The 23,917-nt window shown below is 42.1% G+C and carries 26 protein-coding genes; 18 read left to right on the top strand and 8 right to left on the bottom strand.

Features of this window, described 5'->3' with window-relative positions:
* Positions 1-5 precede the first annotated feature (5 nt).
* The 4 genes from CRO17_RS15770 to CRO17_RS15755 all read left to right on the top strand — a co-directional run bounded on the left by CRO17_RS15770 (position 6) and on the right by CRO17_RS15755 (position 4,074).
* Entirely contained in the window at positions 6-1,358 is a 1,353-nt protein-coding gene (locus CRO17_RS15770) for an ABC transporter substrate-binding protein (protein WP_097043444.1), read from the top strand.
* 120 nt (positions 1,359-1,478) lie between these two features.
* Entirely contained in the window at positions 1,479-2,117 is a 639-nt protein-coding gene (locus CRO17_RS15765) for a YesL family protein (RefSeq protein WP_179637141.1), read from the top strand.
* An 18-nt stretch (positions 2,118-2,135) separates the two neighbouring features.
* Positions 2,136-3,014 carry a sugar phosphate isomerase/epimerase family protein gene (locus CRO17_RS15760; protein WP_097043442.1) on the top strand — a complete coding sequence of 293 codons (879 nt, stop codon included), beginning with the start codon at positions 2,136-2,138 and terminating at the stop codon, positions 3,012-3,014.
* Positions 3,015-3,078: 64 nt separating this feature from the next.
* The gene (locus CRO17_RS15755) at positions 3,079-4,074 is read left to right on the top strand and encodes a hydroxyacid dehydrogenase (RefSeq protein WP_097043441.1); all 996 of its coding nucleotides are present in this window, start codon (positions 3,079-3,081) and stop codon (positions 4,072-4,074) included.
* Between the two features lie 82 nt (positions 4,075-4,156).
* Here CRO17_RS15755 and CRO17_RS15750 read toward each other — a convergent pair whose 3' ends face one another.
* The 3 genes from CRO17_RS15750 to CRO17_RS15740 form a co-directional block, all read right to left on the bottom strand.
* Complete coding sequence (locus tag CRO17_RS15750) at positions 4,157-4,615, bottom strand: GNAT family N-acetyltransferase (protein ID WP_097043440.1); 459 nt, start codon at positions 4,613-4,615, stop codon at positions 4,157-4,159.
* 68 nt (positions 4,616-4,683) lie between these two features.
* Positions 4,684-5,103 carry a universal stress protein gene (locus CRO17_RS15745; RefSeq protein WP_097043439.1) on the bottom strand — a complete coding sequence of 140 codons (420 nt, stop codon included), beginning with the start codon at positions 5,101-5,103 and terminating at the stop codon, positions 4,684-4,686.
* 14 nt (positions 5,104-5,117) lie between these two features.
* On the bottom strand, positions 5,118-6,590 hold the full coding sequence (locus tag CRO17_RS15740; protein WP_097043438.1) for a SulP family inorganic anion transporter: 1,473 nt from the start codon (positions 6,588-6,590) through the stop codon (positions 5,118-5,120).
* A 149-nt stretch (positions 6,591-6,739) separates the two neighbouring features.
* Between CRO17_RS15740 and CRO17_RS15735 the strand changes: the two genes are divergently transcribed.
* Positions 6,740-7,261 carry a recombinase family protein gene (locus CRO17_RS15735; RefSeq protein WP_245864822.1) on the top strand — a complete coding sequence of 174 codons (522 nt, stop codon included), beginning with the start codon at positions 6,740-6,742 and terminating at the stop codon, positions 7,259-7,261.
* A 116-nt stretch (positions 7,262-7,377) separates the two neighbouring features.
* On the opposite strand, the gene CRO17_RS15730 is transcribed toward CRO17_RS15735, so the two are convergent.
* Genes CRO17_RS15730 through CRO17_RS15715 form a run of 4 tightly spaced genes read right to left on the bottom strand, consistent with a single transcriptional unit; the run spans position 7,378 to position 10,034 of the window.
* Positions 7,378-8,250: an ABC transporter permease gene (locus tag CRO17_RS15730; protein ID WP_097043437.1), complete on the bottom strand. Its 873-nt coding sequence runs from the start codon at positions 8,248-8,250 to the stop codon at positions 7,378-7,380.
* Positions 8,216-9,163 carry an ABC transporter ATP-binding protein gene (locus tag CRO17_RS15725; RefSeq protein WP_245864821.1) on the bottom strand — a complete coding sequence of 316 codons (948 nt, stop codon included), beginning with the start codon at positions 9,161-9,163 and terminating at the stop codon, positions 8,216-8,218. Before CRO17_RS15725 ends, CRO17_RS15730 begins: the two co-directional genes overlap by 35 nt.
* Positions 9,141-9,581, bottom strand: a complete 441-nt coding sequence (locus CRO17_RS15720) for a DUF3021 family protein (protein WP_097043436.1) — start codon at positions 9,579-9,581, stop codon at positions 9,141-9,143. The genes CRO17_RS15725 and CRO17_RS15720 overlap by 23 nt, the downstream gene beginning before the upstream one ends.
* A gap of 3 nt (positions 9,582-9,584) precedes the next feature.
* The gene (locus CRO17_RS15715; protein WP_097043435.1) at positions 9,585-10,034 is read right to left on the bottom strand and encodes a LytTR family DNA-binding domain-containing protein; all 450 of its coding nucleotides are present in this window, start codon (positions 10,032-10,034) and stop codon (positions 9,585-9,587) included.
* A gap of 181 nt (positions 10,035-10,215) precedes the next feature.
* On the opposite strand from CRO17_RS15715, the gene CRO17_RS15710 reads away from it, so the two are divergent.
* From CRO17_RS15710 to CRO17_RS17800, 4 genes are all read left to right on the top strand, one after another.
* On the top strand, positions 10,216-11,058 hold the full coding sequence (locus CRO17_RS15710) for an aldo/keto reductase (RefSeq protein ID WP_097043434.1): 843 nt from the start codon (positions 10,216-10,218) through the stop codon (positions 11,056-11,058).
* A 78-nt stretch (positions 11,059-11,136) separates the two neighbouring features.
* Positions 11,137-11,961 (top strand): aldo/keto reductase, encoded by an 825-nt coding sequence (locus CRO17_RS15705; protein WP_097043433.1) that lies wholly within the window; start codon positions 11,137-11,139, stop codon positions 11,959-11,961.
* A 593-nt stretch (positions 11,962-12,554) separates the two neighbouring features.
* Positions 12,555-12,980, top strand: a complete 426-nt coding sequence (locus tag CRO17_RS17805) for an EamA family transporter (RefSeq protein WP_245864820.1) — start codon at positions 12,555-12,557, stop codon at positions 12,978-12,980.
* A 22-nt stretch (positions 12,981-13,002) separates the two neighbouring features.
* Positions 13,003-13,410 (top strand): DMT family transporter, encoded by a 408-nt coding sequence (locus tag CRO17_RS17800; RefSeq protein WP_245864819.1) that lies wholly within the window; start codon positions 13,003-13,005, stop codon positions 13,408-13,410.
* Between the two features lie 306 nt (positions 13,411-13,716).
* On the opposite strand, the gene CRO17_RS15690 is transcribed toward CRO17_RS17800, so the two are convergent.
* Positions 13,717-14,808 (bottom strand): GntR family transcriptional regulator, encoded by a 1,092-nt coding sequence (locus CRO17_RS15690; RefSeq protein ID WP_097043431.1) that lies wholly within the window; start codon positions 14,806-14,808, stop codon positions 13,717-13,719.
* A 343-nt stretch (positions 14,809-15,151) separates the two neighbouring features.
* Here CRO17_RS15690 and CRO17_RS15685 point away from each other — a divergent pair, with 343 nt between their 5' ends.
* The 9 genes from CRO17_RS15685 to CRO17_RS15645 all read left to right on the top strand — a co-directional run bounded on the left by CRO17_RS15685 (position 15,152) and on the right by CRO17_RS15645 (position 23,903).
* The gene (locus tag CRO17_RS15685) at positions 15,152-16,753 is read left to right on the top strand and encodes a xylulokinase (protein ID WP_097043430.1); all 1,602 of its coding nucleotides are present in this window, start codon (positions 15,152-15,154) and stop codon (positions 16,751-16,753) included.
* Positions 16,754-16,770: 17 nt separating this feature from the next.
* Positions 16,771-17,466, top strand: a complete 696-nt coding sequence (locus CRO17_RS15680; protein WP_097043429.1) for an L-ribulose-5-phosphate 4-epimerase — start codon at positions 16,771-16,773, stop codon at positions 17,464-17,466.
* A gap of 32 nt (positions 17,467-17,498) precedes the next feature.
* Positions 17,499-18,920, top strand: coding sequence for an L-arabinose isomerase (gene araA, locus CRO17_RS15675; protein WP_097043428.1), 1,422 nt, complete (start codon positions 17,499-17,501; stop codon positions 18,918-18,920).
* 160 nt (positions 18,921-19,080) lie between these two features.
* Entirely contained in the window at positions 19,081-20,433 is a 1,353-nt protein-coding gene (locus tag CRO17_RS15670; protein ID WP_097043427.1) for a sugar porter family MFS transporter, read from the top strand.
* A gap of 194 nt (positions 20,434-20,627) precedes the next feature.
* The gene (locus CRO17_RS15665; protein ID WP_097043426.1) at positions 20,628-21,779 is read left to right on the top strand and encodes a GNAT family N-acetyltransferase; all 1,152 of its coding nucleotides are present in this window, start codon (positions 20,628-20,630) and stop codon (positions 21,777-21,779) included.
* 52 nt (positions 21,780-21,831) lie between these two features.
* On the top strand, positions 21,832-22,227 hold the full coding sequence (locus CRO17_RS15660) for an NUDIX domain-containing protein (protein ID WP_097043425.1): 396 nt from the start codon (positions 21,832-21,834) through the stop codon (positions 22,225-22,227).
* An 88-nt stretch (positions 22,228-22,315) separates the two neighbouring features.
* On the top strand, positions 22,316-23,077 hold the full coding sequence (locus CRO17_RS15655) for a MerR family transcriptional regulator (protein ID WP_097043424.1): 762 nt from the start codon (positions 22,316-22,318) through the stop codon (positions 23,075-23,077).
* Positions 23,078-23,145: 68 nt separating this feature from the next.
* Complete coding sequence (locus CRO17_RS15650; protein WP_097043423.1) at positions 23,146-23,451, top strand: DUF3219 family protein; 306 nt, start codon at positions 23,146-23,148, stop codon at positions 23,449-23,451.
* 269 nt (positions 23,452-23,720) lie between these two features.
* Positions 23,721-23,903 (top strand): YolD-like family protein, encoded by a 183-nt coding sequence (locus tag CRO17_RS15645; RefSeq protein ID WP_097043422.1) that lies wholly within the window; start codon positions 23,721-23,723, stop codon positions 23,901-23,903.
* Positions 23,904-23,917 lie beyond the last annotated feature (14 nt).

The following is a 23,917-nucleotide window of genomic DNA, read 5'->3' as shown; positions in this document are numbered from 1 at the left end:
GAAACATGTTAAAAAGAATATCTAAAAAAGGCTTATTGTTAACTGCTTCATTTGTGCTGCTTTTCTTTGCTGTTCTCGCTGGCTGCAGTCCTGGCGGCAGTAAAAAAGACGGTGAATGGGCAGGGCAAACGGTTAATGTGCAGTTGATTGGCGACTTTTCTATGGAGGATTCTACAAATCCGATTACAGGCGAAAAGATTCGAGGATTAGATGTGTTAAAAGAAGAATTTGAGAAACAGCATCCAGGCGCAACGGTCAAATTTATAATCATGCCATGGGACGGATATACGGAAAAAACGCAGGCGATGTTAACCTCTGGTGAAGCTGATGTTTATCAGCTGCCCGGTATAGCTGACTTTGCGGCACAAGGGGTGTTAGAACCGCTGCAGCCTTATATAGAAAAAGATAGCGAATTTAGTACGGATATTTTTATTGATCAGCAAGTGGAGAGCTGGAAAGCATTAGGACCTGACAGCAAGGAGCTAGAGATGTATGGATTGCCGTTTTTAGGTGATGCTCGCTTCATTACGTATGACAAAAAGTTGTTTGATGATTGGGGAGTAGAATACCTCTCCGAGCATCCAACGATGGAAGAGATTAAAGAGAAATCAGCAAAAATGACCGGCAAGAACCCTGTAACTGGTGAGCAGAACTATGGCGTCTGGTTTCGTGGAGATTGGTCATCCGCATTTACACTGCTTAACGCAGCCGAAGGTATCGGCGGCAGATGGGGAGAAGGCTTTGCCTGGGAAGATGTGAAGTTTGAATTTAACTCACCTGAAATGGTAGAAGGCTTAAACTGGATGCTTGATATACAACAATACGCGCCCGAAGGTATTGTAAGTAACCAAGGTAATGAGAAGTGGATGACCAAGGACAATAATATTGCCATTATGCTGAACTCCGGTCCGGGCAATTTAGTGCAGCAGACACATACACAAGGATTAGAAGATCGGATTGCGATAGCGCAAGAATTTAAGAATGAAGATGGCATGGGCGGCCTATTTGCGGGAAGTCCAATTGCAATTGGGAAATCTAGTGAAAATAAAGAACTGGCGTGGGAATGGCTGAAATTTGCTACGAGTGATTTTGCTCAGAAATATTTTTACGAAACAGGTGTATTTCCATCGATAAAGTCCGCATTAGAGTGGGAAGAAGTAAAGCAATATGATGACTTGCTAGGCCCTGTCTTTGAAGCAATGAGCACACCGTACACGCCTCGCTATCATTGGGCAGCTGGGCAGCCAAGGTTTATTTTAACTTCCGAGATTGAGGCAGCTTTAACAGGAAAACGAGATGCACAAGAGGCTTTGGATAAGGCGCAGAAGGAAAGTACAGAATGGCTGGAGAGCAGATAAACAGGTAATTCTGAGGAGGGGGGTAACCTCCTTCTCAATCCAATTTTATTTATCCGCAGGTTATTAACATAACCAGTACAGCATCTCATTGAGATGATCCAGCAACGGGAGGGAAGGGCTTTGGAACCATTGGTTAGTGGGTTTTATACCATATGTGTGTGGGTTTTTCGCTTTGCCTATCTAAATATACTTTGGCTGCTTTTTACGTTATTAGGTGCCGTTGTGCTAGGCTTTTTTCCAGCTACTATCGCAATGTTTGCCGTCGAAAGAAAGTGGATTCTAGGAGACAGCGATTTTTCTATATTCCAACATTTCTGGTCCACTTATAAACAAGAATTCATAAAGATTAATTTGCTTGGCTATGCGGTAACGTTTATTGGTGCTTTACTAGTGATTAACTATTTTATATCCACTTCTTTAAATAACGCTATTGGAGATATGCTGGGCTGGCTGTTATTAGGGCTTCTGCTTCTCTGCACAGTTGCTGTTATCTACATCTTCCCTGTGTATGTCCACTATGATGTGAAATATCTGGATTATATCAAGCATGCATTTGTTATCGGTATCTCTTCCCCTTTGATGTCGCTGCTTATATTGCTAAGTTTTATGACTTACTTTTATATCGTTACAATATTTCCGGGAATTCTGCCGTTATATACCGGAAGTATGCTGAGCTTTGCTGTCATGTGGTTCGCCCATTGCGCTTTTATTAGAATCGAAAGCAAACAGATAAAAAGAACACAGCCTGATCTGCATTAAAGTAGAAGGAGTGAAAACATGGAATTCTCTCTGTATTCAGTAATGGCACCAGATATGACGCCGGAAGCTATTATTGGCTATTTAAAAGAAACCGGCTACTCCGCTGTAGAATGGCGGCTTAAAGACACACCAGCAGAGTTAAAACAGGAAGCACCTAGCTTTTGGAGGAATAACTTGTGCACCATATCACCAGACATAACGAATCAAGAGATTGAGAATTTAAAAAGTGCAGCGAAGCATAATGGCATTAACATATTAAGCGTTCTTCCGTATTTAACTGCCGGAGATTTAAAAGCTACCGAACATGCATTGCAGATCGCACAAAAGCTTGGTGCTGTAACGATACGATTAGGAGTACCGTCTTACGATCGGTCTCAACATTATAATGACCTGTTTCGCGCTGCAGCTGCTTACTTATATGAGGCGGAACAAATGTGCAAGCAATACAAAGTAAAAGGCTTAATTGAAACACATCACGGCACGATTGCACCTAGTGCGAGTTTGGCTCATCGGCTTGTATGTCCATTTGATTCAGCGAACATTGGTGTTTTATATGACCCTGGCAACATGGTGCATGAAGGATATGAGAATCATCGTATGGGACTGGAATTGTTAGGAGACTATCTTGCACATGTGCATGTAAAAAATGCACGCTGGCAAAAGGAACAGCAGTATGCGGATGGGACAGTGGATTGGTCTGTGGAGTGGACGTCTATTGAAAAAGGGGTTGTGAATTGGAAGCAAGTTCTCTCAGACCTGAAAGCTGTTGGTTATAACGGATATATTGGCATGGAGGACTTCAGTGCGTCTATGCCTGTAAAGGAATCTGTCAAACACAATATCGAGACAGTCAACCAGTTTCTTGCCGAGAATGAAGCACCAAGAGATTTCAGCTGAAAATGCTTGTCGTATTTCTGTGTTCATCTCCCTTCTGAGAGACTAAAAAGAGAGAGTGGTAGCGATGGTAAAAGGGTTATATATTATGAATCAAGCATCATTTGAGCTTGTTTATCCAAAAACGGTGAGGAAAGAAATAGAAACGCTGTCGGATATATATAAGCAGCCGCTGACCAATCATCAGCTCCAGCAAGACCTATCCGTTTTACATGAGGCAGAGGTGATTTTTTCAGGCTGGGGAGGACCAAAACTTGATCAAACATTGCTTGCTGCAGCACCGAATTTAAAAGCATTTTTTTATGCGGCAGGATCATTAAAGCATATTGTTACGAAAGCGGCTTGGGATCGTGACATCCTGCTGACGAACGCTGTGAAGGCAAATGCTGTTCCGGTAGCGGAATATACGTTATCGCAAATCTTATTTTGTCTGAAAAAAGGCTGGACCTTTACTAGAAGTATTAGAAGAAATAAGCAGTATCCCGTGAAAACGAATGATGTTTTAGGTGCTTTCGGAAGTACAATCGGAATCGTTTCATTAAGTACGGTAGGAAGAATGGTTTGTGAATTGCTCAAGTCCTTTGATGTTCATGTCATTGCATACGACCCGTATATAAAGGCAGAAGAAGCTGCAAAGTTAGGAGCCAAGCTATGTTCGTTGGAGGAAATTTTCAGCCAGTCAGATATAGTGTCTCTGCATACCCCTTTGCTTGAAGAAACGAAAGGTATGATTGGGAAGGAACTTATGTCACAAATGCGGCCATCCGCCAGTATGATCAATACCTCCCGGGGCGCTATCGTGAAGGAAGCAGAGATGTTGGAAGTGTTGCAAGAAAGGCCGGATATTACTGCTGTATTAGATGTTACATCCCCCGAGCCGCCACACACAGATTCGCCATTATATATTCTGGATAATGTCATTTTAACACCGCACTTAGCAGGAAGCGCGGGGAAAGAATGTGGAAGAATGGGATATTGCATGCTGGAAGAGTTTAAGCGGTATGTAAAGAAAGAGCCGTTGCAATGGCAGGTGAAAGAGACATACTTTGATATTTTGGCTTAGATGAAGATAGGTCACTTAGCCGATGGAGCTACATAACCTATCTAGTCTATTGATTCATAATCAGCTAGGGTGCATGTTCGTTTTAAGGTGTTAAAGGATAAACAAACCGAATCATATCCCGACATTGAATTCCATTTTCATAGATAGGCATCTCATAGTGCCGCAGGAAAAAATCAGGCTCAATGGCTGTCATTCGGAAGCCGCATTTCTGATAGAAAGCCAGTTGATCAATGCTGGAGTTTCCCGTTCCAACTTCCAGTGAGCTATAGCCGTCTTTGTTGGCTTGATGAATGGCATGGCGGATAAGTTGTTTTCCGATTCCTTTTCCTTGGCTTGAGGCCCGAACGGAAATGTTCATTATTTCTGCAGTACCTGGTTTAATCGGCAGCATGACATAGACGCCGAGAATAGCTTCCTCTTCTTCTGCAATGAAGCAACTTCCTTCATTTAGATAAGTCGCGACCTTCGTTTCAGATGGATCTGCTTCCAGCAGGAGCTCCATGGGAGGCGTTTCGGAAGGAAGTAGTTTTCTTATAATCATTGTATCTCTCCTTTTGCAGGTAAATAAAAAGGCTGCCGGTGTTTGCCGGCAGCCTTTGTTGCTGCTAGTTATTTTACGATCATAATGGGGCATTTTGCGCGTTTAGCCACACGGCCGCTGACGCTGCCCATAACGATTTCCTGAAGTGGGTTCAATCCGCGGCTGCCGATGATTATAAGATCTGCACTAGTATCGCGTGCATGCTCTAGAATCATTGGAGCAGGCTCACCGTGTTTCATGATTAGTTTGTATGGAACAGCAGCTTTCTCAAAAGCATCACGAAAACGCTTGAACTTCTCTTCGCGCTGCATTTGCAGCTGAATCGGATCACTGCTGTGAAGGACGTCTGATTTCGTCTTCTCATAATTAAGGACATGAATGCCTTCCACATGTGTTCCAGTCTGCAGCTTTGCTAACTCGATGGCATGCTCTGCGGCAAGGAAGCTATGATCGGAACCATCAATTGCCACTACGATTTTCTTATACATAGGTGCACCGCCTTTTAATGGTTTGATACATTCACATATGCTGAATCGATCGCTGTCAATCTGTTCATAAGGGCTTCGCTGTCTTTGTTTAAGCCCACTAAGGTAATGGAAGCGCCCTTCTCCTTAAATTTTAGCACGACTTTGTCAATCGCTGCCACTGCGGAGTCATCCCAAATATGTGTGTTTGAGAAATCAAGTATCACATGCTGTTGGGTAGCTTCATAAGTGAAACTATTGGTGAAGTCGGTAACGGAAGCGAAAAATAGCTGACCGGTAATAACATAACGCACGTTCTCTGCTTCTGCGTCAGTGTGTGCCTCCACTTTTACTTTAGATATCTTCGCAACGAAGAAAATAGAACTTAACAAGATACCGATAAATACGCCAATAGATAGGTTATGTGTCGCTACTACAGCAATAACCGTTACAATCATGACGGCGGAATCTGATATTGGAACACGCGTCAGTGTACGAAGGGAGTGCCAATCAAAGGTGCCGATGGAAACCATGACCATTACACCAACTAGCGCTGGCATTGGAATCATCACTACCCAGTCTCCCAGAACGAGAATTAGAAACATTAAGAAAATACCGGCAACAAACGTAGACAGCCGTCCGCGCCCGCCAGATTTCACATTAATAACAGACTGACCAATCATTGCACAGCCTGCCATACCGCCGAAAAAGCCTGTAACGATATTGGCGATACCCTGTCCGCGTGCTTCTTTGTTTTTGCTGCTGTCTGTGTCAGTCATATCATCAACGATGGATGCTGTCAGTAAGGATTCCAGCAATCCCACAATAGATAATGCCAAGGCAGTAGGGAAGATAATCTGCAATGTTTCCATGTTTAATGGAATGTTAGGAATTAAAAAGCTAGGAAGTGCTTGTTTTATTTGCCCCAGGTCTCCGACAGAACGGACATCAAGATGCAGGAACAAAGACAAGATTGTTACTGCAAGAATGGCCACTAGTGGAGCAGGTACCGCTTTTGTTATGAGTGGGAATAAATAAATGATACCGAGTGTAACTCCTACCACGATATACGTTGTCGTATTGATCCCAATGAAATGTGGAACTTGCGCCATGAAAATTAAGATTGCGAGCGAGTTTACGAAACCAATCATTACCGAACGCGGAATGAATTTCATAAATCGGGCAATACCTAAAACGCCGAATAAAAGCTGTAATATTCCCGTCAGGATGGTAGTGGCAAATAAATACTCGAGGCCGTGGTCCTTCACCAGCGTCACCATCAGCAATGCCATTGCACCAGTGGCGGCGGAAATCATGGCAGGTCTGCCTCCAACAATAGCAATGACAACAGCCATCGAGAAGGATGCGTATAAGCCAACCATTGGATCGACTCCTGCGATAATCGAAAAAGCGATGGCTTCTGGGATTAGGGCAAGTGCCACAACAATACCAGAGAGCAGGTCTCCGCGAATGTTGCCAAACCATTGTTTATTTAATTTTGTTTCAGTCAATCTGTATACACCCCTTTGTTTTAAATTTGTTGACTTCTAAGTCTCATAGAAGTCGTGTCCGATTTTTGATAAGCTTACTCTAACATGTTATAGATAATTTGTGAACCAAAACTACCCTTTTTGGTACTTGTGTTTGGAGTGAATAGAGAATGGAAATCGGTTATATTCGTGAATTTGTAAACAAAAAATGGGAGCAGCAGCCGGATAGAATAATGAGCTGTACTCGCATCATAGAAGAGAAAGAAGATGTGCAAGGGCAGCCTTTGCTGGAGGATCTTCTTGAACAGATACAGCCTGGGGATATGCTCGTTGTACGCAAGTTATACAGCTTAGCCAATTCGACAAAGGAACTAATCAACATTTGTCGAAACCTCCAGGAAAGACAGGCGGGCCTTCTGTCGTTAGAAGATGGAATCGACACTCGGGAAGATAACTTCTTTCAGCACTTGGAGCAGATTGCTGTCTTTCGAAGGGATGTAGTAGGAGAGCGAACAAAGGCTGGTCTTTCAGAAGCTAAAGGGCGCAACAAAGGCGGCGGCAGACCGCGTAAACCAGACCGAAATGTACAGAAAGCAATGGATATGTATCGCAGCAAGAAGTATACGATTGCAGATATAACAATTGAAACAGGCATTAGTAAGACAACATTGTATCGCTATCTTCAGGATTAGATTGTGTCGGATAATGGCTTGTGATCAAGCGTTTGTTTAAATAAAAATACAGAAGTGCGAAAGGAATCGGATTGGTCTGCTGGACGCAGAGAATTCGATTCCTCTTTGTGCTGAATTCACATTCTTGCGGAGCGAAGCCAAACGCCTAAGCTTAAAAATAGGCTCCCTGTCAGAAGCAGAATACCCAGTATGACTGGCAGTTGAACAGTTGATTCAAATAAGGTGATATGCACGCCGAAAGTATCTTTGAAAGTGTCTAATGCGGCAGCGGGTGCGTCGGCAAAAGTGTCAGTCATAGAAGGCGTCATTAAAACATCGCGAAGTGCAGCAACGCCATATGTTGGCGGGAAGAATTTCGTGATCTCCTGGACAAAACTAGGGAGCTGTCCGATAGGGATGTAAATTCCTAATAGAAATCCGGATAGTGTCCCGACGATGGTCCCCAACGAGGAGAAAGACTTTCTTGATTTTATTGGGGCAAGAAGGACAAATAGAAACGCTGCTGAACTAAAGGTAATGAGCATAATTAAACCAATAGCTATCAGCAAGCCATCCCAGGCTACGGTAGGTTTATCCGTGAGCCAAAAATAGCCTTGTGCAAGGAATAGGGAACCGACCGAGAAGAGCACCGCAATAAACCAAGCGGATAACAGATAGCCGACGACAAGCTGTGTACGGGTAATCGGAGTAATAAGCAAAGCATGCAGCTGGTTGCCGGCAGCGTCCTCGATCATCGTTCCTAGTACTGATAAGGTAACCGTTAGGGAAATAACGACAATGATTCCAGCTAAAAGCCAGCTTTGTATCAAGGCTTTCATACCGCTGGAGCCTGTTGCTGCTTCCTGTGCTGCCTCCGTTGTCACATCAGCTAAGAACAGCAAGTAAAGCACAATGATGATACCAATAGTAAATAAAGACATGAAAACAGCAGTTTTGTCGCGGAAAAAAAGTCGATTAGAGCGTTTTGTCAGCTGCCAGATTGTTTGCATCGTTATTCTCCTTTACTAATTGAATAAATACATCGTCGAGACTGCCTTTTATTAGTTCAAAGTCTTGTACATGTTCCTCTAGATTTTTGAGTATGTTGTACGCTTGCTGGCTATTTGTGACGGAAATATGAAAGTAATCGTGCTTTTTGTTATAGCTGTAAGATCGCTCTGTTAAATAGGAAGCCGTGGTTTCTGGTTTGTCTACGAGCAGGCGCAGTGTATCAGCAGCGTACTTATTTTTAAGGGCGGCCGGTGTTCCTTGTGCTTTAATCCTGCCTTTATCAATAACGACAATTTGATCGGCTTGAGCTGCTTCTTCCATATAATGCGTTGTCAGAAAGACTGTCATTTGCAGCTGCTGCTGCAAATGTGCGACTGTTTTCCATACATCCACTCTTGTTTGAGGGTCCAGTCCAGTCGTTGGTTCATCTAGGAAAAGAATAGAAGGGCGGTGAAGAAGTGCACGAGCAATTTCTGCACGCCGTTTTTGGCCGCCAGACAGGTGACGAAATTGCTTTTTTAGGATTGGTTCTAACTGTAAGGTATCGGTTACCCAAGTGATACTGGCTTTTGTTTCCGCCTTAGACAACCTGTAAAAACGCCCCCACATGTCCAGATTTTCTTCTACAGTCAGCGCATCATCTAACACATTATCCTGAAACACCAGTCCAATCTGCCGGCGTATTTTGGCATCATCTTTTCCTGCTGTATAACCGGCAACACAGATAGTGCCTGCTGTTTGCTGCAAGCGTGTTGCAATCATATGAATGGTTGTGGATTTGCCGGCACCGTTCACTCCGAGAAAAGCGAAGAGGTGTCCCTTTTCTACATTAAATGATAAATCATCAACAGCTTTGGATTTTCCGTAGGTTTTTGACAGATGTTTTATCTCAATGATTTTCACTTGGATCACGCTTCTTCCTTTTATAATTTGTCAGCTCTTCATTCAGATGTTTTGCTTCAAACGTATAGATAAGGTGATAGATGGACCATAGGATAATGTAAATAAATGAAACAAGTGCGAACAATAACCCGAGCAGTTTCCAATTGCCAGTATCAAACCAGCCAAACAAAACAGCTGCAGAAGTGAAGGCGACTAGAACAATGACAAGGAACAAAAAAGAGCGAACGAAAATGCTGGATATGCGGCTGCGGTTAAAAACAAAGTCCATCAGCAACGTTAGGATTAAGGTAATAAGTGCGTTTTGCGGAACAAGCGCAATTTCCATTTCCGTCAATCCGATGAAATAATAAATATATATACTGGTTGCAAAAAGCGAGAACATAAACATGATGCCCCATGCCTGGATGAAATTCACGAAAGTTTTCATGTCTTAATCCTTTCCGATGCCTAGTTTCTGCTTGAGAGCAGGTACATACTGCCGGGAAATCATCACTTTCTCCGCATTGTCGAGTGTGGCAACCAGCTTTCGGCCAAGTGCGGGTTTGAGTTTTTCTACTTTGGACAAGTTAACAATGACGGATTTAGATACACGGATAAAGTCACGACTAAAATTGGCTTCTTCGATTTGATAAAGCTTGAGGGTGCTGCGGTAGACAGCTTTTACATCATAAAAAAATACCGTGTTATCGACTGATTCGAAGTAATAAATATTCTCTGGATGAAGGAGATGCAGCTCGCCATTTTGCTCTCCTGTTAGTCTTTCCTGATTCGTAGCACTTAAAAGCTTAACGAGCTTTACTACATCATCATTTGCCCGACGGCAGGTTATTCGAACTTCTGTTTCCTGGCAATTGTCGTCCTCTTGAATTGTAATTTTCATAGCTCACCTCAGTTCTCATTTTACTGCCTGTAATTTACAGTGTAGCCTTTAGAACTAGAAAAACAAGACCATATGCGTTATCCTGCCAACAGATGCAGGTAAGCTGCCATTTAGCCTTTTAAAACAAACGTTTAATTAAGAGAGCGGGAAGGGAAAAATATCGATAAAGGAGGAGACGGTGATGAAAATAGTTACACTACCAGATGGAACTGAGTTGCCAGCAATTGGACAAGGCACCTGGTATATGGGTGATGAAGATGCCAAGCGGCATGACGAAATACAAGCATTGCGAACAGGCATTGACCAGGACCTCCAAGTAATAGATACAGCCGAAATGTACGGAGACGGGCGATCAGAGCGACTTGTACAAGAGGCGATAGCCAACCGCAGAGAAAAAGTGTTTCTCATCTCGAAAGTATTGCCAACGAATGCAGGTTTTGATGATGTGTTGGCTGCTTGCGATCGCTCTTTAGATAGACTAGGCACGGATTATTTAGACTTATATTTGCTGCATTGGCGCGGCAGAATACCGCTCCAAGAAACAGTAGATGCTTTCGAAAAGTTGAAGCAGCAAGGGAAGATAAAGCGCTGGGGTGTATCAAATTTTGATACAGATGATATGAAAGAGTTATGGGAAGCAGAGAACGGACGTAATTGTGCTGTGAATCAAGTACTTTACAATCTTACCGCCCGCGGTATTGAGTATGATTTGATTCCATGGCTGCGAGATAAAGGTGTTCCCGTTATGGCGTATTGTCCGTTAGCTCAAGGGGACAGGGAAGAGATTTTGCAGAACGAGGCGGTCCGTGAACTAGCTGGAACATATGATGTGTCTGTTTCCCAGATTGCGCTCGCTTGGACGATTCAGTCTGGTCAAGTACTGAGCATTCCGAAAGCCGGACAAGCAGCTCATGTGATGGAAAATGCGAAAGCAGCAGAGATAACCTTAACAAAGGACGATATGCAGAAATTAAACAAGGAATTCCCGCCGCCAACGTCGAAAGTACCGTTGGAGGTAGTGTGAGTGCAGAAGCATTTCACATGACAGTCCATTATGAGAACGATATACTAAAAGAAGAAAACGACTAAAGGAGTGCTTTAGATGAACCACGTAACTTTAAATAATGACTTGAAAATGCCACAGCTTGGTTTTGGAGTATGGCAAGTAGGAAATGAAGAAGCAACTGCCGCAGTAGAAAAAGCACTTGAAGTCGGTTATACAAGCATCGATACTGCTATGATTTACAAAAATGAAGAAGGCGTCGGCAAAGCAATTAAGGAAGCAAACGTGAATAGAGAAGACCTCTTTATCACTACAAAAGTATGGAACTCCGATCAAGGGTATGACAACACGATTGCTGCTTTTGAAGCAAGCCTTGAGCGCCTTGGCTTGGATTATGTTGACCTTTACCTTATCCACTGGCCAACACCAGAATATGATGAGTATGTGGATACGTTCAAAGCGATGGAGAAGCTGTATAAAGATGGCCGCGTGAAAGCAATTGGCGTATGTAACTTCGAAATTGAGCATCTTGAACGTCTAATGAAAGAAACGGAAATCAAACCAGTACTGAACCAAGTAGAATGCCATCCATACTTGGCGCAAAACGCACTAAAAGATTTCTGTAAAAAGCATGACATCTTTGTAGAGGCTTGGAGCCCGCTTGATCAAGGCGGCGACGTACTAAAAGATGAAGTTGTAACAAGCATTGCAGATAAGCTTGGCAAAACAGCAGCACAAGTTGTCTTGCGCTGGCACCTTCAAAATGACACAATTGTTATTCCGAAATCTGTTACACCATCCCGCATCAAAGAAAACTTCGAAGTATTCGACTTTGAACTTTCTGCTGAAGATATGGATGCCATTAACAAATTGGATGCAGGACGCCGTAAAGGTCCAAATCCAAATGAAATGAATGTAAGATAATATGTGAAGAGAAGAGCACCGATTCGGTGCTCTTTTTTTGTGTTGACAGCTATTTCTGGAAATGATTGTATAAGTTTAAGAAGAGGCATAGAATTTTGAGGAAGGAAGGGCGGTTGTGATCTTAAATATTATCTGTTTTTTTATTATCGTTATTATACTTATTGTCCTGCTAAAACTTAAAATGATTAATCTGGTCAAGAAAGACAACTATATCTTTACACGTTCTCGATATAAGTTGAAGTTTTCCTATAAGCTATTTAATGGAGTTGAATACCATTATTTTAAGTTTAGGAAGAATCAAATCCTTACGTTCACTTATGATGTAAAAGTGGACAGCGGAGAATTGATACTGGAATGGCGTGACCGAAAAAAGTTAATCTGGCGGAAGAATTTCTGTGAAAGCGCACAAGGTAACGCAACCTTCCATACAGACCGCCGATTTTACTCCATCGTGATAGAAGGTAACAACACAAAAGGTGGGTGCCAACTACATTTCACAGAATAAACGAAGCCGTGTCTCATGCCGACAGTAATCTACAGACTCTTAAACCGAGTATATTCATAATTTTAAAAGATAGCGCGGTGATATGCTAATGGAGAAGAAAGGTCACATCCTTAATTTCATTTCGATTTTCATGATGGCCATCGGGCCTTTATTGGCTAAGTTTGGCGTGCTGGAGATCAGTCCGGCTAAAGCTGCCATCATTAATGTGCTGGTTATCATTGCGGCGTGCTATCTGTTTGGGATAATACAGAGGAAAAAAGTGGCGTTTTACAAAGATAGAGAGATGATTTTTTTAGGTGTACTCAACTCGCTCGGTGTCATTCTTATGTATGTTAGTACGAGTTTGTTATCACCGGTAGAGATTGGTTTTATCGGCCGTTTTTATACGGTGTTTGCTATCCTGCTGTCTTTACTACTCCTGAGAGAGCGGATATTAAAGAATGAGACAATCTTTATTCTATTTGCGATGTTAGGCATTTTTCTTTTTAGATACGGCCAATGTATACGGTGCTAGTTTGATAGGAAGCGTGTGTGCTTTGGTTCAGACATTCTGTTTTGCTCTTTCAAATGTGTACATAAAAAAGGCGATAGGTACAGATAAAGATTCTAATTCCATTTTATTTACGAATAACTGCATGGCGCTCTATGCGATTAGCACAGGTCAGCTGTTCGAAGGGGGATACCCTGTCTCGGGTATTGGATTAATTGCTCTGTCGTCCTTATTGACGGGATTTATAGGAACGTTGTTTTTATATGAAGCCCTAAAATATTTGCGGTTCTCGATTGCGAATACAATTCGGGCTTTTAGTCCGATCCTGCTTGCAGCTATTTCCTACCCATTTTTCCCGATTGAGCTTACATGGCAAAAGATTACCGGAGCTCTCATTATGCTGGTTTCGATCTTACTTTTAACACGAAAGAAGCCATTACTATCAAAAAAATAGAAAAGTATTATGCACAGGGTACTAAGATTAACTTACGAGAACTTGTACGTTAATGGACCTGTTTCCTCACCCTTCCCATGTTTTAAATTCGAGCTGATCGAGACTTTATTATAGAACGTACTGCCAGAAGAGTATGATTTGCCAACTTATTAGGAACTTAAAAAGCAACCTATGCCTAATAAGGTTAAGGTTGCCATAGCAGCTTGCACCTAATTCGGACAGGAACAATACATTGTTCGATTACTCGTACACGATTTCAACTAATTACCCATATCGTGATCAATAGGCTCATTTTGCTTTAGATATTTATATTAACTTTTTTACATTAATATCCTTTACCGTCTCGCCTTCCATTAATACAGGCTGATAGAAGATTTCGTTTGGCATATCTTTCTTTCCTTGCAGCTTCTTAATGAGCCAGTTAGCTGCATCGCGCCCCATTTGTTCTTGCGGATGTGTTAAAGTAGTCAGTTTAATAGTAGCGTTTTTTGCAATATAGGAATTATCTTGCCCGATAATTGATAAGTTGTCTGGTATCGCAATATTAAGTTGTCTGCATACATTTACTACCTCTAAACCAACTTCATCGTTGTAGCAAATAATCGAAGTTAAAGCATCTTTATTTTCTGTTAGAAATTCTCTTAAGTTTTTATGCAAGTCTTGCTTTGTTTCTGTATTAAAAGAGAGCACATGCTCTGGACGGAAAGGTAATTTTGCTTCTCCGAGTGCTTTTAAATATCCTTTCATTCTGTACTTACCTTGTAAATCATCCATCTTGGAAATAAGTCCTATTTGTGTATGTCCATTACTTATCAATAAATTTGTGGCAAGATAGCTTGATTTCACGTCGTCCAAGCATAGGAAAGGAACATCTAATTCCTCATAGTGGGCATTAATCATAATGAATGGTATGCCTTTTTCCTTAAAGGAAAGGTAGTAAGCAATATTAGGGTTGTAAAGATTACTTTTTGTTGGTTCAACTATTAAACCATCTACACCGTATGACAGCATCATCTCTAAAGCTTTCTTTTCCTGTTCCACATCGTTATTTGTACTTGCTAACAGCAAAGAGTAATTTTCTTCATTTAATCGTCCTTCAATTCCTCTGATAATCGAAGGGAAAATATAATCAGAGATATATGTTGTGATTACACCGATTGTTTTGTTGTGCGGCTTTCCGCCATTATGGTAATCGTTAACATAAGTTCCTGATCCTTTTTCACTGCGTAAGTACCCTTCTGTGGCTAATTCTAAGATTGCCTTTCTAACTGTATGGCGGCTGACACCATATATCTCCTGCATAGCAGATTCGGTCTGTATCCGTTCTCCAATACTGTAATCTCCCGATAGAATTTTACTTTTCAAGTCTTCTATGATGACCTGATATTTCGCCTTCATCTTATCACTTCTTTTCTGGTTGCTGTATGCAATCATATACAGACAAGTTTAAATTTGTATGGACATATTTTAACATAAGCAAAAAAGACATAAAAGAGTGAAATCAAAATCTATGTTTTGTTAGGAAAGCTTATAACATAAAAAAAATAATCTATATTATTCTCTGCAAAACAAGGAAATGGAGAACGTTATCCGCGCTTAGTAAATCAGACAACCTAAATTGATAGTACCTATTTTAAAACTATTGACATTTGTACGTACAGAAAATAAACTAAAGGCATCATTATTTGAAAGCGCATTCTTTTAACTGGTATTTAAAAGAGATGGGAGGTATCGGAATAACATGAATCGAGCAGCTATTGCACAAGCCATTACAAATGGAGAAACGTCACTAGGAATAGAATTCGGGTCTACGCGCGTTAAAGCAGTTCTCATCGATAATAACTTTCAAACGATTGCTTCGGGAAGTTTTGAGTGGGAGAACCGTTTGGAAAATGGCTACTGGACGTACAATCTGGTGGATATTGTTACAGGTCTACAGACGGCATACAGTGAAATGAAACAAGAAGTTGAACGGATTTATGGTGTTACAATTCGTACAATCGGAGCCATTGGATTCTCAGCTATGATGCATGGATATATGGCATTTGATAAAACGGGGGAGCTGTTAGTTCCTTTCCGAACGTGGCGAAATGCCACAACCAGTGCTGCTGCAAAAGAGCTGACCGCGGCATTTCAATTTAATATTCCTGAAAGATGGAGCATTGCGCATCTTTACCAGGCAATTATGAATGATGAGGATCATCTGCCGCGCATAGATGTTATCACGACATTAGCGGGTTTCATTCATTGGCTGCTAACTGGTAAGAAAGCAATAGGTATTGGAGATGCATCGGGAATGTTCCCGATTGATGAGACAACACAAGATTATAACGAAGAAATGGTTAGGGAATTTGATGAAATTATAAAAGATAAAGGTTACCCATGGAAGCTATTAGACATCTTACCAAAGGTTTATCATGCAGGCGAACAAGCTGGTGTCTTAACTGATATTGGGGCGAAGGTTCTGGATAGGTCGAAGAATTTACAGGCGGGCATTCCTATTTGTCCCCCAGAGGGTGATGCAGGTACCGGAATGGTCGCCACAAATAGTGTCAGGAAGCGGACAGGGAATGTTTCTGTCGGAACTTCTGTTTTTGCCATGATTGTATTGGAGAAGGAGCTTAAGAAGGTTTATCCAGAAATCGATTTGGTCACAACTCCTACCGGAAGCCCAGTAGGAATGGTACATGCAAACAATTGTTCAAGTGATATGAACGCATGGATGGGATTATTCCGTGAGTTTACCGAAGCAATGGGTATAAAAACGGAGCCAAGTCTTATTTTTGAAGTAATGCTAAACAAGGCATTGCAAGCAGATCCGGATGGCGGCGGGTTGCTTAGCTACGGCTATTTATCGGGTGAGAATATTACCGGTTTCGAAGCAGGCCGACCATTGTTTGTTCGTTCCCCAGAAAGTAACTTCAATCTAGCAAACTTTATGCGAACGCATTTATTTACAGCATTTGGTGCACTGAAGATTGGTATGGATCTTTTACACAAGGAAGAAAAGGTCACCATAGACAGCATCGTTGCGCATGGCGGACTATTTAAGACCCCTATTGTCGGTCAAAAAATGGTAGCTGCTGCTATGAATGCACCTGTCTCTGTTATGACAACAGCAGGAGATGGCGGTGCGTGGGGAATGGCGTTGCTTGCTTCCTACATGATAAATAGCACGGAAAAAGAGAGTCTAGCTGATTACCTTGATCAAAAGGTGTTTGCATGCGTTGATGGGCAAGAGATATATCCAGATGCATTTGATGTGGAAGGGTTTGAACAATTCATTGAACGGTATAAAGCAGGCTTAGAAATTGAGAAGGCTGCGGTCAACTATCTCATATAAAATTTGGAGGAGCAGCAATGTTAGAACATTTGAAAGAGGAAGTACTTCAAGCGAATTTAGACTTACCGAAGCATGGACTTGTGAAATATACCTGGGGGAATGCAAGCGGCATTGATCGGGAGCGCGGTTTGTTTGTTATCAAACCTAGCGGCGTTGAATATGACAAGCTGAAACCGAACGATATGGTTGTCGTTGATCTTGATGGCAACGTAGTGGAGGGAGAACTTAATCCATCTTCTGACACAAAAACACATGCGGTTCTCTATAAGCACTACCGGGAAATTGGCGGAATTGTCCATACACATTCAACTTGGGCAACAATCTGGGCACAAGCTGGTCTTGATGTGCCAGCAATGGGTACGACTCATGCTGATACATTTTATGGTGCTGTTCCATGTGCACGTTTCTTGACACAAGAAGAAATTGACCGTGGATACGAGGCAGAAACAGGTCATGTCATTATTGAAACATTTAAAGAGCGCGGTTTGAATGTTTTGGAAGTCCCAGGTGTGCTGCTGCAAGGACATGCACCGTTTACGTGGGGCAAAGATGCGAAATCAGCTGTAATGAATAGTGTAGTGCTGGATGAAGTAGCGAAGATGAATTTGTTTGCTCGAGAATTAAATCATTTTGCGCCGGAATTACCACAGTCAATATTAGATAAGCATTATTTACGGAAGCATGGCAAAGGTGCCTATTACGGACAACAGTAGCAGCTAACATCAACGATAAAGGAGAAATTAAGATGCAAATAAAGAATAACGTATTTTGGTTTGTTGTCGGGTCTCAGGGTCTCTATGGGGAAGAATCATTAGCTGAGGTGAAAGCAAATGCACAAACGATGACAGATGCATTAAACGATAGTGGTGTATTACCTTACCCGATTGTACTTCAGGATTTAGCTGTAAGTGAAAATAAGATTACAACTATCATGAAGGAAGCCAATTATCGTGATGAGGTTGCTGGAATAATTACGTGGATGCATACCTTCTCACCTGCGAAAATGTGGATCCGCGGGACAAAACTATTGCAGAAACCGCTGCTCCATTTAGCCACACAATACAATGAAAGAATTCCATGGGAAACAATTGATATGGACTTTATGAACTTAAATCAGGCTGCTCACGGAGATCGAGAGTATGGATTCATTAACGCGCGCTTGAAGAAGCAAAATAAAGTGGTGGCGGGGCACTGGAAGAGACAAGAAGTGCAGCAAGAAATTGCAGATTGGATGGACGTAGCAGCTGCTTATCGAGAGAGCTTTGACATCAAGGTTGCTCGATTCGGAGATAACATGCGCAATGTGGCAGTAACAGAAGGTGATAAGATTGAAGCCCAAATTCAATTTGGCTGGACGGTTGATTATTACGGTATTGGAGATGTAGTACAGTATGTCGACGCAGTGACGGAGGAAGAAATTAATACACTATTCAATGAATATAAGGATCTGTACGACTTTGAGTATGGCGATTATACAAAAGAAGAATGGGAAGCTAGCGTAAAAGTACAAGCAAGCTATGAAATTGCTATTAAACGCTTTTTAGATGAAGGTGGATATTCAGCATTTACTACAAACTTTGAAGTTTTGTATGGAATGAAACAGCTGCCTGGACTTGCTGTTCAGCGTTTGATGGAGCAAGGATATGGCTTTGCTGGAGAAGGAGATTGGAAGACAGCAGCCCTTGATCGTTTACTCAAAGTGATGAGCCACAACCAAGCTACAGGCTTTATGGAAGATTACACGTATGAGATGGCTCCTGGCCGGGAATCTGTTCTGCAATCTCACATGCTTGAGGTAGACCCCAGCCTAGCGAGCAATAAACCGAAGTTAGTTGTTTCTCCTTTAGGTATCGGTGATCGTGAAGATCCGGCACGTCTAGTATTTGATGGTAAAGCTGGTGAAGGTGTTGTTGTATCGATGGCTGATTTTGGTACACATTTTAAGCTTTTAATCAATGAAGTGTCTGCATTTGAACCAATTGTTCCTGCACCTAAACTCCCGGTGGCTCGGGTGCTTTGGGAAATTAAGCCGAACTTCCATGATGGGATAAAATCCTGGATTGAAAATGGCGGCGGGCATCATACCGTCGTGTCGTTAAAGCTAACGACAGATCAAATTATCTCGTATGCAAAATTAGTCGGTTTGGAATATGTTGTGATTAAGTAAGTTTACTATCTCTAGGGGGCCATCGCTTCCTTGGAGATAATATCCGCACCTAAGAGGAGCATAGCAACGTTATCCTGATTATTTGAATCAAAATGAAAGCGTTTTAGATAAATAGAAATTACGTTACACAGAGGGTCAATACTTAAAGGAGAGTATGAACATGAGTAAAGTATCAAGTAAGTTTATCTTTTTCTTCGGTTCTTTTGCTGGTATCTTGTTTGGATATGATATAGGGATAATCGCTGGTGCGGAAGGCCCCATTCATGATGAGTTTAATTTAAGTCCATTGTGGCTGGGAATTGTTGTCTCATCTTTAATGGGCGGTGCGATAATTGGATCAATTTTAAGTGGCTTATTAGGAGATCGATTCGGACGCAGGAACATTATTCTTTTTTCTTCTGTTATTTTCTTAGTTGGTTCAATCGGATCAGCCGTAGCTCCAGAAGAAATTACTTTAACGATATCACGTATTATTTTAGGGGTTGCTGTCGGTACAGCTTCGTCTTTGGTTCCTGCATACATGTCGGAAATAGCTCCTGCAAAAGTACGTGGAAAACTTTCAGGTTTGAATCAATTGATGATTGTAAGCGGGATGCTATTAAGCTATATCGTATCTTTCATTTTTGAGCCAGTTCCAAACAGCTGGCGCTGGATGCTTGGCAGTGCAGGTGTTTTTGCGATTGTACTTTACTTTGGCGTATTAAAGCTCCCGGAATCACCGCGGTATTTAATTAAAAATGGGATGGCGGACAAGGCACGAGAAGTGTTATCTTCGTTGCGCGGATCAAAAGCTGAAGTGGATGCTGAAATTGCAGAAATTAATAGTATTACGAAATATGAGAAAAAAGGTGTTCGCCAATTATTTCAGAAACGATTTCGTATGGCATTAATAATCGGGATAGGAATAGCAACCTTTCAACAAGTTCAAGGTGCCAACTCTATTGTTTATTATGCAACAAGTATCGCACGTAATGTGGGGTTGGCACCGCAAGTCGCTGCTGGATTTACGGTTATTGTCGGCGTTATCTTCGTTGTAACAACGATTATTTTCTTGCAGTTTGTGGACAAGTTTAATCGCCGTGCTATCCTCACCGTAGGTGGTACGGGTATGGCACTTTCCTTCTTTGCTCCTGCAATTCTCGAGGTTATCGGATTAAATGAAAGCGCACTCAACTGGATTACTTTAATTTCCTTATGCAGCTTTATTTTATTCTATTCGTTTTCTTGGGCACCCTTGACTTGGATAATAGTCGGGGAAATCTTCCCGCTATCTGTACGCGGAATTGGTGCTGGAATTTCATCCGCCTTTAACTGGACAGGCTCCTTGGTCGTTGGTCTCGTATTCCCAATTCTTGCAGACCAATTTAGCTTTGGTGTTATCTTTTCCTCCTTTGGTGTCATATGCGTCTTGGGCTTACTCTTCGTACGATTTGTCGTTGTCGAAACAAAGGGGCGCAGCCTGGAGCAAATTGAAGCAGAGCTCACTGCACGTTCTGAGAAGTCGGCTGGTTAATTGATTTAAGCGTTTATCTGCAATCGTTTCCAGCCTATATAGTAGAAAATACTTTTATGAGAGCCGCATTTCAACATACTGCGGCTTTTAACACGATATTACATCGCTTTTAACGAAGAATCTTTTACACGGTGTGACAAGATAGATGGCTTGTATATGCTATAGTTGGGATAGAAAAAAGAGGAGGGATTAGGATGCAGACAGAACGTTTGGGAAAACAGGACCTGGAGGAAGCGGTACAAATGTCGGAGTATGCTTTTCGGTACCGTCTCCCCGATGAGAAAAGAAATGCTCGACTTGAACAGCTGGAACAGCACCAGCAGCTTTATGGAATCAAGGAGAATGGAAAGCTGGCCGCAAAGCTGCAGCTCCTGCCGCTTGCAATCAGACTCGGAGAGCAGACAGTTCCGATGGGCGGAATTGCCGGAGTTACAACATATCCGGAATACCGTCGAAATGGGTATATCAAGCAAATTTTAACGGATACACTTTACCACATTCGCGAGCAGGGGATGCCTGTTTCCATGCTGCATCCGTTCTATGTAGACTTCTATCGCCGCTTTGGATATGAATTATTCACAGATCGTACCATTTATACATTGAAGAAAAAAGACCTCGTAAGGCTGGCGCCAGTTGAGGGGACAATTGAGCGTGTGAAAAAGGAAGCGCATGGACAGGAAGTTGAGGAAGTTTATGCTGCTTATGCGTCTCTTTACAGCGGTATGCTTGAACGACAGAATTACTGGTGGAAGCAGCGTGTCTACCGAGAGCATGATTTTATTGCGATTTATCGTGATACAAAAGGAAAAGCACAGGGGTATATCATTTACGAGATTGCTACGCCAGATAAACTGGATATTTCGGAATTCGTAGCTCTCACTGCTGACGCAAGAGCAGGCTTGTGGAATTTCATCGCCCAGCATGATTCCATGTTTGAGGAAGTGAAACTGGATCTTTCACCGCATGATCCGCTCACTTTTCTGCTGCCCGACCCGCAGCTGGACGTAAAGCATTATCCATACTTCATGGCTAGAATTGTAGATATATCAGCTTTCTTTGCGAAATTTGATTGGCTAAAGGACCCTCAAAATTTTATATTGCATGTACAGGATCCAATAATCCGAGAAAATAACGCAACGTATACGTTCCAGGACGGAAAAGCTGTTGTTTCAGATGCAGATAATGGGATTGATCTATCTATTAATATGCTATCTGCAATTGTGTTTGGATATAAACGTCCGCTTGTACTTTGGCAGGCGGGCTTGCTGAAGGGGCCTGAAGAGATGATCCAAAACTTGGAGGACAGTATCCCGAAACGTGTTCCTTATATCTACGATTTCTTCTAAGGAGACAAATAGTTTATGAAAAAGAGAATTCCATCGCCTTTCCCGGGCAGTCATCCGTCAAGGAGACAGTATCTTACTTGCCAAGGCGGAAGGCTGGCAGAACAGCTTTTTGCCAGGCGGCCATGTGGAGATAGGTGAGGGGGCAGAAGCGGCTTTACTGCGTGAATTGCAGGAAGAGCTTGGTGTGAAGGGTAACATCACTAGCTTTATCGGTGATTTTGAGCATAGCTGGCAGCACGCAGACGCCGATCATTATGAGGTGACGCATGTGTTTGAAGTCATACTTGAACACAAGGAGATCAAGAGCCAAGAGCCGCATTTACATTTCTTTTGGGCAAGACCTGAGGAATTGGAACAGCTCGATTTGCAGCCTTATCCTTTAATAGAAGTGTTGCGTCACATACAGCCGCCTGTACCGGTGTGGCGAAGTACCTTGAAGACAAACTGATATTATCGGTTTGTCTTTTTCTTTGAGAAAAGTCTTGCGGCTGACGTTGCGTCAACGTTTATTGTAGAAACAGAAGGGAGGAAACAGGATGACATACACCGTGCAAAAACTTGCTGCGCTTGCTGGTGTAAGTAAGCGTACACTCCGTTATTACGACCAAATTGGCTTGCTCAAGCCGGCGGAAATCAATGCGAGCGGGTATCGGATTTATACGGAGAAAGAAGTGGATCTGCTGCAGCAAATTCTCTTTTATCGTGCATTGGAAGTAGATCTTAACACAATTCGGTCGATTGTCCATTCTCCGGCATTCGATAGGAAGCGAGCTTTAGAAGAACATCGAAAACAGTTAGCAGCAAAACAGCAGCAAATCAATTTACTCCTCGGTAATGTGGAGAAAAGTATTCAAATGATAGAAAGGAAGGGACACATGTCAGCTAAAGAAAAATTCGCGGGCTTTAAGGAAGAAAAGCTTGCGGAAAATGAAGCAATGTATGGTGAGGAAGTAAGAGAAGCATATGGCGAGGAAGTTGTAGACGCAGCTAACCAAAAATTCCGCGATATGACAGCTGTGCAGTACGAGGAGATGCAGAAAACCGAACAGCAGTTGTTCCTCAAGATAAAAGAAGCAATGCAGACGGGAAATCCGGCCGGAACAGAAGCATTGCAAGCAGCTGAGCTGCATCGGAAATGGCTTGCTTTCACTTGGCCGTCTTACTCAAAAGAAGCACATGCCGGACTAGCTGAGATGTATGTGCAGGATGAGCGGTTCACTGCTTATTACGAGAACTATATTCAAAAAGGTGCTGCCCAGTTTCTGCGAGACAGCATTCAACACTACACAAAAGGCTGAGCGATATGCTCAGCTTTTTGTATTCGTACATATAGTGGTGCTACACTTATTGAAAAAGGAGAGATATTATGAACCGAAAAGTGGTTGTAAACGGCATGGAACTGGATACGTTTGATTATGCGCGTGAAGTTGCTTCAAAGGATGGGAACATCCTGCAGGAAATACGGTTTAAGTTCCACGTGACAAGTGAAGCGTATCATGATGTTGCTGTGCTTTTGTACAAGAATGATTTCCACGTGGAAGTACCAGAAGATGGTGTTCGCTTTGAGGCGATAATTAAGCAATACAGTACAAGCATTACGAACTTATATGAAGCGGACCAAGTTGGGGAATATGTGTTAGTGCTGCAAGAGAAAGCAAGAGCTGGGCGATGAATATCGTTTAGCTCTGAATCTAAATTTTCCTGAACAGCAGACAGAGCGGCATCAACACATATGGATTGGCAGGCTTGAGAAAGCGAAAACAGAATGCAATAACAGCGCGTATTTTAAAAGATTTCTTACCTGCAAAGCTTTTGTTTGAAAGATACATTTCCTTTTGTATAAAACTTCACAAATTGGTCACACTGTCTAGTGTAAGCGGTTACTTTATGTTGTATACTAACAGTAGCAAGTGTGAGGTATACAGAAAGGAGATGGTGTAATTGATATTAAAAGCGTTAAAAGAAAATGGAGATATGACGATCTCCTATTATGAGAACGGCATGCTCCAAACGTTTACTGGAAGATATCATGATCTGAATCTCTTTGACCAAACGCTTTGTCTGGTAAATAAGGAGAAGAAACGAATGACAATTCATATCGCAGGTATCCAGCAAATACATTAATAGAAGCTGCCGAA

This window comes from Terribacillus aidingensis, from assembly GCF_900215625.1.
GTDB classification, from domain to species: Bacteria; Bacillota; Bacilli; order Bacillales; family Amphibacillaceae; genus Terribacillus; species Terribacillus aidingensis.
This window is presented reverse-complemented; position numbering and strand designations above follow the sequence as displayed.